The organism is Pandoraea sp. LA3, from assembly GCF_022696215.1.
GTDB lineage: Bacteria > Pseudomonadota > Gammaproteobacteria > Burkholderiales > Burkholderiaceae > Pandoraea > Pandoraea capi.
Map to the genome: position 1 here is coordinate 205,450 of NZ_PTPY01000036.1, position 11,967 is coordinate 217,416.

The 11,967-nt window shown below is 60.4% G+C and carries 9 protein-coding genes; 4 read left to right on the top strand and 5 right to left on the bottom strand.

The window, feature by feature from the left end; translation table 11 throughout:
* Positions 1-27: 27 nt before the first annotated feature.
* From mnmE to rpmH, 5 genes are all read right to left on the bottom strand, one after another.
* Positions 28-1,437 carry a tRNA uridine-5-carboxymethylaminomethyl(34) synthesis GTPase MnmE gene (mnmE, locus tag C5N93_RS19425; RefSeq protein ID WP_242560545.1) on the bottom strand — a complete coding sequence of 470 codons (1,410 nt, stop codon included), beginning with the start codon at positions 1,435-1,437 and terminating at the stop codon, positions 28-30.
* 107 nt (positions 1,438-1,544) lie between these two features.
* The gene (gene yidC, locus C5N93_RS19430; protein WP_150720637.1) at positions 1,545-3,200 is read right to left on the bottom strand and encodes a membrane protein insertase YidC; all 1,656 of its coding nucleotides are present in this window, start codon (positions 3,198-3,200) and stop codon (positions 1,545-1,547) included.
* A 24-nt stretch (positions 3,201-3,224) separates the two neighbouring features.
* Entirely contained in the window at positions 3,225-3,581 is a 357-nt protein-coding gene (gene yidD, locus C5N93_RS19435) for a membrane protein insertion efficiency factor YidD (protein ID WP_150720638.1), read from the bottom strand.
* A gap of 78 nt (positions 3,582-3,659) precedes the next feature.
* Positions 3,660-4,097 (bottom strand): ribonuclease P protein component, encoded by a 438-nt coding sequence (rnpA, locus tag C5N93_RS19440; protein WP_242560920.1) that lies wholly within the window; start codon positions 4,095-4,097, stop codon positions 3,660-3,662.
* A gap of 61 nt (positions 4,098-4,158) precedes the next feature.
* A complete protein-coding gene (rpmH, locus tag C5N93_RS19445; RefSeq protein ID WP_010806664.1) occupies positions 4,159-4,293 on the bottom strand; it encodes a 50S ribosomal protein L34 in 135 nt (44 codons plus the stop codon).
* Positions 4,294-5,109: 816 nt separating this feature from the next.
* On the opposite strand from rpmH, the gene dnaA reads away from it, so the two are divergent.
* The 4 genes from dnaA to C5N93_RS19465 all read left to right on the top strand — a co-directional run bounded on the left by dnaA (position 5,110) and on the right by C5N93_RS19465 (position 11,952).
* Positions 5,110-6,648, top strand: coding sequence for a chromosomal replication initiator protein DnaA (gene dnaA / locus C5N93_RS19450; RefSeq protein ID WP_150720641.1), 1,539 nt, complete (start codon positions 5,110-5,112; stop codon positions 6,646-6,648).
* A 263-nt stretch (positions 6,649-6,911) separates the two neighbouring features.
* Positions 6,912-8,018, top strand: coding sequence for a DNA polymerase III subunit beta (dnaN, locus tag C5N93_RS19455; protein ID WP_046290265.1), 1,107 nt, complete (start codon positions 6,912-6,914; stop codon positions 8,016-8,018).
* 180 nt (positions 8,019-8,198) lie between these two features.
* Entirely contained in the window at positions 8,199-10,676 is a 2,478-nt protein-coding gene (gyrB, locus tag C5N93_RS19460; protein ID WP_242560546.1) for a DNA topoisomerase (ATP-hydrolyzing) subunit B, read from the top strand.
* Positions 10,677-10,947: 271 nt separating this feature from the next.
* Positions 10,948-11,952, top strand: coding sequence for a sce7726 family protein (locus C5N93_RS19465; protein WP_242560547.1), 1,005 nt, complete (start codon positions 10,948-10,950; stop codon positions 11,950-11,952).
* Positions 11,953-11,967: the final 15 nt, after the last annotated feature.

Sequence of the window (11,967 nt, forward strand, 5' to 3'; positions counted from 1 at the left end):
GGTGCATGAATAGCACTCGCGTCGATATCACTTCCCAATACAAAACCGACTGAAGATCACGCCAAGCAAATCGTCCGAAGTGAATTCGCCGGTAATCGTGCTGAGTTGCTCCTGCGCGAGACGTAGTTCTTCGGCGAAGAGATCGAGTGCGCTTGCGTTCTGACGCGCATGCGCATCCGCCATCTCGATGTGATCGCGTGCCGCGCGAAGTGCCGACAAATGACGTTCGCGCGCCAGAAACACGCCTTCGTTACCCGCCTGCCATCCGGCAATCCTGAGCAGTTCCGCGCGCAGGAAGTCGATCCCCTGCCCGCCTTTTGCCGACAAGCGCACGCCCAGCGGCGCCGTGCCTTCCGCCGGTAATACCGTCGCCGGTTCACCCGCCAGATCCGTCTTGTTGTACACGCGCACGATGGGCACGTGCTTCGGCAGTTGCGTTGCGATGACTTCGTCTTCGGGCGTCATGCCGGTGCGCGCATCGAGCAGATGCAGGACCGCATCCGCCTTCGCGATCTCGCTCCAGCTACGCGCGATGCCAATGCGCTCCACTTCGTCTTCCGTCTCCCGCAAACCCGCCGTGTCGATGATGTGCAGCGGAATGCCATCGATCTGAATTGTCTGTTGCACCTTGTCGCGTGTGGTCCCGGCAATCGGCGTGACGATCGCCAGCTCGGCACCGGCCAGCGCGTTGAGTAACGACGACTTGCCGACGTTCGGCTGCCCCGCCAGCACGACGTTGATCCCCTCACGCAACAACGCTCCCTGCCGCGCTTGCGAGAGCACCTGCGCCAACTGCGCGCGAATGCGTTCGAGTTGACCGAAGGCGTCCGCTGCCTCCAGAAAATCGATTTCCTCTTCCGGAAAATCGAGCGTCGCTTCGACGAGCATGCGCAGATGAATCACCAGATCCACCAGCGAATGAATCTCGCGCGAAAACGCACCGTCCAACGACCGGCTCGCCGAACGTGCCGCCGCTTCGGTGCTCGCTTCGATCAGATCCGCCACCGCTTCGGCCTGCGCCAGATCGAGCTTGTCGTTCAGAAACGCGCGATGCGTGAATTCGCCCGGCTCGGCAAGACGCACCCCAAGCGTCGCCCCTTCGTCGATACAACGCTGCAACAGCAGTTGCAGAACGATCGGGCCGCCGTGACCTTGCAGTTCCAGCACGTCCTCGCCGGTGTACGAATTCGGACCGGGGAAGTACAGCGCGATGCCGCGATCCAGTGCGTCGCCGGCACCGTCGAGGAACGGCAGATACGACGCATGACGCGGCTTGAGCGGTTGCCCGACCAGACGCGCGATGACACGTTGCACGGCGTCGCCGCGATGCTTGCCGAAGGACACGCGCACCACGCCGATGCCGCCGCGTCCGGGAGCGGTGGCGATGGCAGCGATCGGGACGCTTGCAACGGCAGAGGTGGAGGCAGTAACGCTCATGGAACGATTCGTTGAAAAACAGTGGCTTATTTTGACATGCACCAAACAAAACCGCCCGCGAGAGACTCGCGGGCGGCCAGGTCTTTCAGACGGTCAGACGTCAATCGTCAGGCCGCCTTTTCCTTCTTCTTGGTCCCGAGCATTCGGTTGATCGACCATTGCTGCGCGATCGACAACGTGTTGTTGACCACGTAGTACAGCACCAGACCGGACGGCAGGAAGAGGAACATCACCGAGAAGATCAGCGGCATGAACATCATCATCTTGGCCTGCATCGGATCCGGCGGCGTCGGGTTCAGCTTCGTCTGGATGAACATCGACACGGCCATCAGCACCGGCAGGATGTAATACGGATCCTGTGCCGAGAGGTCATGAATCCAGCCCAGCCACGGCGCGCCGCGCATTTCCACCGACGAGAGCAACACCCAGTACAGCGCAATGAACACCGGGATCTGAATCACGATCGGGATACAGCCGCCGAACGGATTGACCTTCTCGGTCTTGTACAGCTCCATGAGCGCGGCGTTCATCTTCTGCGGATCGCTCTTGTAGCGTTCGCGAAGCGCCTGCATGCGCGGCGTGATTTCCTTCATGCGCGCCATCGACTTGTAGCTTGCTGCCGACAGCGGGAAGAACACCAGCTTGATGATCACGGTCACGGCGATGATCGCCCAACCCCAGTTACCGATCAGCGCGTGCAGCTTCGAGAGCAGCCAGAACAGCGGCTTGGCCAGAATCGTGAAGTAACCGTAGTCCTTCGTCAGTTCCAGACCCGGCGCGATCTGTTCGAGCATGTGCTCTTCCTGCGGGCCGGCGAACAAACGTGCATCGACCGTCTGGCTGCCGTTCGCGGGAATGCTCGCGAGCTGCTCCTTCACGCCGACACGATACAGACCGTTGTCCAGCTTGCCGATGTAGTTGTCGCGTGCAACACCTTCCTTCGGAATCCAGGCGGTAGCGAAGTAATGCTGCACCATGCCGATCCAGCCATCGCTGGACTGCTTGATGTACTTCGCCTTGTCCTTATCGATGTCGCTGAACGTGATCTTCTGGAACTTCTCGTCGCTGCTGTAGACCGTCGGGCCCGTGAACGTGTGCGAGAACTTCGCGCCGCTGATTTCGCGGCCGTCACGCACCAGTTCCATGTACAGCGTCGGCTTGATGGCGGCGTCGGTCTTGTTGACGATCGTGTTCGACACGTCGATCACGTAGCTGCCGCGATGGAACGTGTAGGCACGCACCAGTTGCAAGCCGCCCTTGACCGGCGATTCGAACTTCACGGTCAGCGTGTCGCCCGTCATCGTGGTCGGGCCCGGCACCAGCGTGAAGATGTCGTTGTGGTTCGGGAAATCGCCGCCGATCAGACCCGTGCGAGCGAAGTACTGATGGCTCGGGGTGTTGTCGAACAGCACGACGTGCTTGTCGGCTTCGTCGGCATCCGGCCACTTCGTGAGCGCCAGGAACGACAGCGTGCCGCCTTGCGTGCTGATGTCGGCTTCGTAGACGTCGGTCGTGATGCGAACCTTCTGCGCGGTGGCGGCAGCCGGTGCGTTACCCGGTGCGTTGCCTGCGGCAGCGCCGGCGTTGGCCGATTGCGGCAGGTCGTTAGCCGCCGTCTGGTTGGCGCCCGTCGCGGCCGGGGCGGATGCCTCGGGCGTCGGGAAGAACAGCGACGAATGGCCATTGGCGCGTTGCCAGTTGTCGAAAAGCATCACGACAGACAGCGCGAAAATGACCCAGAGTACGGTGCGTTTGATGTCCATGCGGTAACTCGTGGTGGACGAAACTCAGGAATGGCCCGGCGCGCGGCGCGTTACTGCCGATGCGGCCGCGGGCCCGGACGAGACCGTCTGCCTGGCTCGCGACGTGTCGTTTCCGGCGGCCTTGTCGGCGCCATCGGCGTTTTGGTCGGGAACGTTACAGACGTGTCGAGCCGGCGGCACGGGATCGAAACCGCCGGGGTGAAACGGATGACAGCGGCATAGACGCCTGGCCGCGAGATAAGTGCCGTAACCGGCACCGTGCTCGACGATGGCCTCGCGTGCGTAGTCGGAGCAGCTCGGATGAAAGCGGCAACGGTTCCCCAGCCAGGGACTGATCACCAGCTTGTAACCGCGCAGGAGCAACAACAGCACGCTTCGCATCTCGATTCCGCCTGTCAATCCGGCCGAGGTGGCCGGGAGGGCGGCGCATGCCCGGGGTCGGGCGCTACCGTGTGGGGACTAACTACCTTCCGTCTTGTCGTCGGAGGCGCGGCGCTTGCGGGCGGCCTTTTCGGCTGCGTCGAAGAGCTGCGCGAACTCGGTCTGGCACAGTGTGTTCAACACCGGCGCCGCCGCCGCTGTATACGTCCCCTTGTCGAATCGCCGGGTCAGTCGCAATACGAAATCCCAGCCGGCCAGTGCCGCACGACGCTGGCGGAACATCTCGCGCGCCTGACGTTTGATCAGATTGCGAGTGACCGCACGCGGTGCGTGCTTCTTGCCGACGACAATGCCGATGCGGCCTTCTTGAGGCGTGGCATCGGCAGAGGTGTCCGGCGCATCTTCGCGCCAGCGCATATACAACACGAAGTGCGCGCTGCGACGCAGGGGGCGCAAACTAAAAACGGATGAAAACTCATCCGTTTTGAGAAGTCTGGCGGCCTTGGGAAACCCCAGAGCCGGGACTTCGCGCCTTGCGGACTTAACGCGCAAACCGCGGTATGACCGAGAACCGCGATTAGACGGCCAGGCGCTTACGGCCCTTGGCGCGACGAGCGGCGATGACCTTGCGGCCGCCACGGGTCTTCATGCGAACCAGGAAGCCATGGGTGCGCTTGCGGCGCGTCACGGAAGGCTGAAAAGTACGTTTCATGATGCACTCACTGTGTGAAAAAATTCCCGCGCAGCAGCATCGTAAAACGCCACAAGGACACCGTGAAAACCTGCAAATTCAAGGACTTTCACGCGCATCCCAGCCGTCGGGAGTTGGATAGGAATCCGGTTATCTTTCTAACGAACCCGCTATTTAATCGGCTTTTCCGTTGTGTGTCAATAGGTTAGCCATCGCCCCCGCTGCGCCCGCGCACGATCGCCGCCCGGGTTGTCGCAGATACGCCATCCGGCAGCCTCAAGGCTGTGGATAATGGCGCGAAATGCCTGTGTCGTCATTTTGTGCCAGTGGATAAATGGGAATGTGGGCAGATTTCCCGGGCGTCGCGGCAAATCGTCGCAATTGCCGGGCATTTGCGCAGGCATCGTGCGAACGCAGGCGGGTTAACGCGGTCCGCCCGCCCGGAGATGCGCGTGCTGTGGGCATTCCTGTGGATAACTCGCTTTGCCGACGCTTTGGCGGTAAAATCCCCCATCAATTTTTTTCCCAGCAGAGTACCGGTGACGTCGCCATGTGGATAGCGCGCCGGGTTTTGTCGTCTGCGCGCGCCGGAGGAGCCGGCCGCACGCGCGAGATGGAACCCGAACGCAGCGCCGTGGTTCGCGTCCTGCCGGACTTCTGCAATGCGCCGCTGGTCCGACTCGACCTTTGCCGGTGACCCGTTCCGATCCAGTCTGGGACAGGGAAACCGCTTGGTTTGGCACGTTTCGTCCCCATATCTGATGTAACGGATAGTGGGCGAAAAAGTGCCAGACCGATGTCGTCGGATGGGCTCCGCGCCACCTGGATACACGCTGCATGAACGATTTCTGGCAACACTGCGCGACCCGTCTCGAACAAGAGCTCACGCCCCAGCAATTCCGCACCTGGATCAAACCGCTGGCGCCGCTCGACTTCGACGAACAGGCGCGCACGCTCAAGATCGGCGCGCCCAACCGCTTCAAGCTGGATTGGGTGAGGAGCCAGTTCTCCGGGCGCATCCAGACCATGGCGTCGGACTATTGGAACGCCCCGATCGAAGTGACGTTCGTCCTCGATCCGAAGGCGGGTCTGCGCGTGCCCTCCTCGACCCCTGCTCCGGCACCCGCCCCGACGCCGAGCGTCGCACCGGCCCCCGTGCCGACGAGCGTCGCGCGTGCCAACCCGGCCGCCGCTGCCGCGCAGGCTGCGGTCGCGGGTGGTCATGCGGCCGATACGGCGTCGCTCGACGGGGAGCGTCCCGATCTGGAAGCGAGCGAAGCCGAGGCGGTGCGTCGCAACTGGCGGGTGACGCCGCAGGAGCCGGTTCAGGTCGGTGAAGTCGAGTCGATCTATGAGCGCTCGAAGCTCAACCCGGTGCTGACCTTCGACAATTTCGTCACGGGTAAATCGAACCAGCTGGCCCGCGCCGCGGCGATTCAGGTCGCGAACAACCCGGGTACGTCGTACAACCCGCTGTTCCTGTATGGCGGCGTCGGTCTCGGTAAGACCCACTTGATTCACGCCATCGGCAACCAGTTGCTGGCCGAGAAGCAGAACCCGCGCATTCGCTACATCCACGCCGAGCAATACGTGTCAGACGTGGTCAAGGCGTATCAGCGCAAGGCCTTCGACGAATTCAAGCGTTACTACCATTCGCTCGATCTGCTGCTGATTGACGATATTCAGTTCTTCTCGGGCAAGAGCCGTACGCAGGAAGAATTCTTCTACGCGTTCGAGGCGCTGATTGCGAACCGTGCGCAGGTGATCATCACGAGCGACACGTACCCGAAGGAAATCACCGGCATCGACGACCGGCTGATTTCGCGCTTCGATTCGGGGCTGACGGTGGCCATCGAGCCGCCAGAGCTCGAAATGCGCGTGGCGATCCTGATCAAGAAGGCGCAGGCCGAAGGTGTGGGGCTCTCGGAGGACGTGGCGTTCTTCGTCGGCAAGCACTTGCGCTCGAACGTCCGTGAACTGGAGGGCGCGCTGCGCAAGATCCTGGCGTACTCGAAGTTCCACGGTCGCGAGATCACGATCGAGCTGACGAAGGAAGCGCTGAAAGATCTGTTGACGGTTCAGAATCGTCAGATTTCTGTCGAGAACATCCAGAAGACGGTCGCCGATTTTTACAATATCAAGGTCGCCGACATGTATTCGAAAAAGCGGCCTGCCAATATTGCACGGCCGCGGCAGATTGCGATGTATCTGGCGAAGGAGCTGACGCAGAAGAGCCTGCCGGAAATCGGCGAACTGTTCGGCGGACGCGACCATACGACCGTGCTGCACGCGGTACGCAAGATTGCAGAAGAGCGGGGCAAGGACGCGCAGCTCAACCACGAGTTGCACGTGCTGGAGCAGACGCTCAAGGGGTAACGGACCGGTTGGGGTCGGCGTCACAGCCGACGAATTCTCAGGGTGTCGGGCGGGGTTGCCCGGATCCCTGTGGATAAGCTGGGTGCGGTTTGGGGGGAACTGGGGTTTTCGGGCACAATAGCGGATCGGCGCACAATGCGTCCCCGGCTCGTCCACAGCGTTTTTCGCCCTGTTATCCCATCTGCAAGCGATTGATTGATAAGGGAATCTTCGGGTTTTCAGCAGAAACTGGCACCCGTTAACAGTTACTACGAAGGATAAATATGCAATTGGTCAAAACTCAACGAGACAATCTGCTGCGGCCGCTGCAAATTGTGAGTGGCATCGTCGAGCGTCGCCACACGTTGCCGATTCTGGCCAATTTGCTGATTCGCAAGCACGGACAGGACATTTCCTTCCTGTCGACCGATCTCGAGTTGCAGATCACGACCACCGCTGATTGCGGTGCCGGCGCCGATGACGTGGCGACGACCGTGGCCGCGCGCAAGTTGCTCGACATCCTTCGCAACATGCCGGACGCCGAAGTCGCGTTGTCGCTCTCCGACAAGCGTCTGACGGTGCAGGCCGGCAAGAGCCGTTTCCAGTTGCAGACGCTGGCGGCCGAAGATTTCCCGACGGTGGCTGAGGCCAACGACTACGCTGCGAGCTTCGCGCTGCCGCAGCGTGCGTTCCGCCAACTGCTGGGCATGGTGCACTTCGCCATGGCACAGCAGGACATCCGTTATTACCTGAACGGCATGCTGCTGGTGGTCGAGGGCGAGAAGATCGAAGCCGTGGCGACGGACGGTCACCGTCTGGCGTACTGCAATACGACGATTGCGGGCGAGAAGTTCGCGCGTCAGGAAGTGATCATCCCGCGCAAGACGATTCTCGAATTGCAGCGTCTGCTCGAAGACATCGACGATCCGGTGCAGATCGACGTGGCGCCGAGCCAGGTCAAGTTCCGTTTCGCGAACGTCGAGCTGGTGTCGAAGCTGGTCGAGGGCAAGTTCCCCGACTTCAACCGAGTGATCCCGAAGGGTTACAACAAGAGCTTCGTGATCAGCCGTGAAGAGCTGCATCGTTCGTTGCAGCGCGCGGCGATCGTGACGTCGGACAAGTTCAAGGGTGTTCGTTTCCTGGTGAGCGAAAACCAGTTGAAGATCAGCGCGAACAACACCGAAAACGAAGAAGCGCAAGAAGAAATCGAGATCGATTACACGGGCGAGTCGGTGGACATCGGCTTTAACGTGACGTATCTGCTCGACGTGCTGTCGAACCTCAAGGTCGAGCAGGTGAAGGTCAGCCTCGGCGACGCCAATTCGAGCGCGCTGATCACCCTGCCTGACAACGACGAATTCAAGTACGTCGTCATGCCGATGCGCATTTGAGCGGCTTGTCCGCCATACGCGCCGTCACACATGCGCGAAGGGGCCGAGCGCCCCTTTGGCGTTTCTAGAGAATTATCCTTTTGCGGGATAAGCGGCCTTCGGAGCGCCAAAAGCGTTCGGGGGGCGGCAGGTCATGAAGCAGTAATTCGTCAGAAATGACGCAGTAACCGGAAGATTGTCATGAGCGAACAGCAAAAGCAGGCCGAAAGCGGCTATGGTGCAGCCTCCATTCAGATCCTCGAGGGTCTGGAGGCTGTGCGCAAGCGTCCCGGCATGTACATTGGCGACACGTCGGACGGTACGGGTCTGCATCACCTGGTTTTCGAGGTGCTGGACAACTCGATCGACGAGGCGCTTGCGGGTTACTGCGATGACATCCACGTGATCATTCACGCGGACAATTCCATTTCCGTGACGGACAACGGTCGCGGTATTCCCACGGGCATCAAGTTCGACGACAAGCACGAGCCGAAGCGTAGCGCGGCGGAAATCGTGATGACGGAGCTGCACGCCGGCGGCAAGTTCGACCAGAACAGCTACAAGGTGTCGGGCGGTCTGCACGGTGTGGGTGTGTCGTGCGTGAACGCGCTCTCGTCGTACCTCAAGGTCACCGTGCGTCGCGACGGCAAGAAGCACTTCATGGAATTCCACCGTGGCGTGCCGCAAAACCGTGAGATCGAGATGGTCGACGGCGTTGAGACGTCGCCGCTCAAGGTGTTGGGCGACACGGACAAGCGCGGCACGGAAGTGCACTTCCTGGCTGACGAAACGATCTTCGGCAAGGTCGAATTCCACTACGACATTCTCGCCAAGCGCATGCGCGAGCTGTCCTTCCTGAACAACGGCGTTCGCATTCGTCTGACGGATCAGCGCACGGGCAAGGAAGACGATTTCGCATTCGGTGGCGGCGTGAAGGGCTTCGTCGAGTACATCAACAAGTCGAAGACGGTGCTGCACCCGACCGTCTTCCACGTGATGGGCGAGCGCGACGGCATTGGCGTGGAAGTCGCCATGCAGTGGAACGACAGCTACAACGAATCGGTGCTGTGCTTCACGAACAACATTCCGCAGCGTGACGGCGGTACGCACTTGACCGGTCTGCGTGCGGCGATGACGCGCGTGATCAACAAGTACATCGCGGAGAGCGAGATCGCCAAGAAGGCCAAGGTCGAGACGACGGGCGACGACATGCGCGAGGGGTTGACCTGCGTGTTGTCGGTGAAGGTGCCTGAGCCGAAGTTCTCGTCGCAGACGAAGGACAAGCTGGTGTCGTCCGAAGTGCGTGCGCCGGTGGAAGAGTACGTGGCGAAGGCGCTGGAGGATTTCCTGCAAGAGACGCCGATCGACGCGAAGATCATTTGCTCGAAGATCGTGGAAGCGGCGCGTGCGCGCGACGCGGCACGCAAGGCGCGTGAAATGACGCGTCGTAAGGGCGTGCTCGACGGCGTGGGTCTGCCGGGCAAGCTGGCGGACTGCCAGGAGAAGGATCCGGCGCTGTGCGAAATCTACGTGGTCGAGGGTGACTCGGCAGGCGGTTCGGCAAAGCAGGGTCGCGACCGTAAGTTCCAGGCGATTCTGCCGCTGCGCGGCAAGGTGCTGAACGTCGAGAAGGCGCGTTTCGACAAGCTGATTTCGAGCGAGCAGATCGTGACGCTGATTACCGCGCTGGGTTGCGGTATCGGCAAGGACGACTACAACATCGACAAGCTGCGTTATCACCGCATCATCATCATGACCGATGCTGACGTGGACGGTGCGCACATCCGTACGCTGTTGCTGACGTTCCTGTACCGTCAGGTGCCGGAGCTGATCGAGCGCGGCTACGTGTACATTGCGCAGCCGCCGCTGTACAAGGTCAAGCACAACAAGGACGAGCGTTACATCAAGGACGAGTCTGAGTTGGGTCAGTACATGCTGAAGCTGGCGCTGAACAATGCGGAGCTGGTGCCGACGACGGGCGCAGCCCCGATTTCGGGCGATGCACTGGGCGAATTGACGCGCAGCTATCAGTTGTCGGATGGCGTGATCGAGCGTCTGAGCCGCGTATATGAGGCCTCGGTGCTGACGGCGGTGACCGAGGGCGTCGACATCGATCTGACCAACGAAGAAGTCGCGAAGCGATCGGCGGCGGCATTGGAAGCGGCGTTGAGCAATGACCCGCTGGCGCCTGAGATCACGATCACGGCGGTGACGGAAGACGTCGAGAATGCGGACCCGGTGGTGTCGTTGCGTGTGGAGCGTCGTCATCATGGCAACGTGAAGGTCAGCGTGATCGATCCGGACTTCCTGCAATCGGCGGATTACGCGCAGTTGCAGAAGACGGCCGAGACGTTCAAGGGCCTGATTGGCGAAGGTGCGACGATCAAGCGCGGTGAGCGTTCGCAAGCGGTGACGAACTTCAAGTCGGCGATGAAGTGGCTGATGGCCGATGCGGAGAGCAAGGTCTCGAAGCAGCGCTATAAGGGCCTGGGCGAGATGAACGCCGAACAGCTCTGGGAAACGACGATGGACCCGACGGTCCGCCGCCTGCTCCGCGTTCAGATCGAAGACGCCATCGCCGCCGACGGCATCTTCACGACGCTGATGGGTGACGATGTTGAGCCGCGTCGCGCGTTTATTGAGAGCAACGCGCTGCGGGCTGGGAATATTGATGTTTGATTGAGTCTGTAGATAGACGCATAACCTGAGAAAAAAGGACCCATAAGTTGAGAAACTTATGGGTCCTTTCGATTGGTAGAGTTGATTTATCGAATTCGTCGTCGGGTCCCGGTGGTATCCGAAGACCTTCCAAACAGGGGCAATCACATCTCTCCGCGCGACGCATACGAAATGCGGAATCTGGCAAAGTTAGTGGCGGTACGTAGCGAGGAAAAGTTTTGCGGCCTGGGCAGCCCGGAAAGAAGCTGGCACTGTTTTCCGCGAGTTGGCAATGAAAATCGCGTCGGGATTACAATATCGACCGACTTATACGGTGGGTACGCCCGCCGACCAGAACCCAGACCAAATGCCTGACTTGAAATCCGTGGCTTCATTCGCGAAATCACGCCCACCGCGCCGAACCTTGAGTTCGGCGGAGCGGCTGCGGCTGCTCGCGCGGATGTTCACGCGGCCGGTATTTGCAGATATTGCGCGGTCTGGAAACTGGCAGGTCGCACTCGGGTTTCTGGCGGAGCATGAGCTGTTGACGGCGGCCAAGGGCCAGCCGTTGGCATCGTTATTCGAGTCTGCATGGCTCGAGATTCGACGCGCATACCGCAACGAGTTCGTCTACAAGACGGAAATTGCCGGCCGGATAGTGTTTGGCAGGCACAGTCCGAACACTGCATCGCTGCACGTGGAACTTCCCGTCGGGCGCTCAATCGTTGACGTTGCGGTCTTCAACGGCACGTCGACGGCCTACGAAATCAAAACTGAATTCGATACGCCGCGACGCCTCACTACACAGACATCGGACTACCTGGCTGCGTTTGACCGTGTTTGCTTGGTGACCCATGCGCGCTGTGCGGAAAGCTACGCTGAAATCGTTGACCCGCGCGTTGGTGTCCTTGTCCTGACCGAGCGGGGTTCCCTGAAACAGATTCGCGAGCCCTTGACAAACTGCAATAACGTAGTACCCCAAACCATATTTAGCTGTCTTCAGAAAGCCGAATATATCGATGCTGTTTCGATGAAAACCGGCACGCCGGTAGTGAAGCCATCAGGGATTATTCAAGCCTATTGCGGCGAGGTCTTCAGAGAGTTTACTCCCTTGGAGGCGCATGCTATCTTCGTCGATGCATTAAGAAAAAGGAAAACTGACGGGGAAACCGTGCGCTTTGTGACCGCGCTGCCGGAGAGTTTGCGCGTGCTGGGCTACGCCACTCCGTTATCAGGGCGCCAGAGAGAAACCGCACTCTCTGCGTTGAGAGAGAGCGTCGGCTTCCAGCTCACCTGAGGCCCTCTCTCTGCC

Excerpts from the sequence above, each read along its gene's own strand:
- C5N93_RS19465 (WP_242560547.1), top strand. The coding sequence starts at position 10,948 with ATGAAAATCGCGTCGGGATTACAATATCGACCGACTTATACGGTGGGT.
- rpmH (WP_010806664.1), bottom strand. The coding sequence starts at position 4,293 with ATGAAACGTACTTTTCAGCCTTCCGTGACGCGCCGCAAGCGCACCCAT.
- dnaN (WP_046290265.1), top strand. The coding sequence starts at position 6,912 with ATGCAATTGGTCAAAACTCAACGAGACAATCTGCTGCGGCCGCTGCAA.
- dnaA (WP_150720641.1), top strand. The coding sequence starts at position 5,110 with ATGAACGATTTCTGGCAACACTGCGCGACCCGTCTCGAACAAGAGCTC.
- gyrB (WP_242560546.1), top strand. The coding sequence starts at position 8,199 with ATGAGCGAACAGCAAAAGCAGGCCGAAAGCGGCTATGGTGCAGCCTCC.
- yidD (WP_150720638.1), bottom strand. The coding sequence starts at position 3,581 with ATGCGAAGCGTGCTGTTGTTGCTCCTGCGCGGTTACAAGCTGGTGATC.
- mnmE (WP_242560545.1), bottom strand. The coding sequence starts at position 1,437 with ATGAGCGTTACTGCCTCCACCTCTGCCGTTGCAAGCGTCCCGATCGCT.
- yidC (WP_150720637.1), bottom strand. The coding sequence starts at position 3,200 with ATGGACATCAAACGCACCGTACTCTGGGTCATTTTCGCGCTGTCTGTC.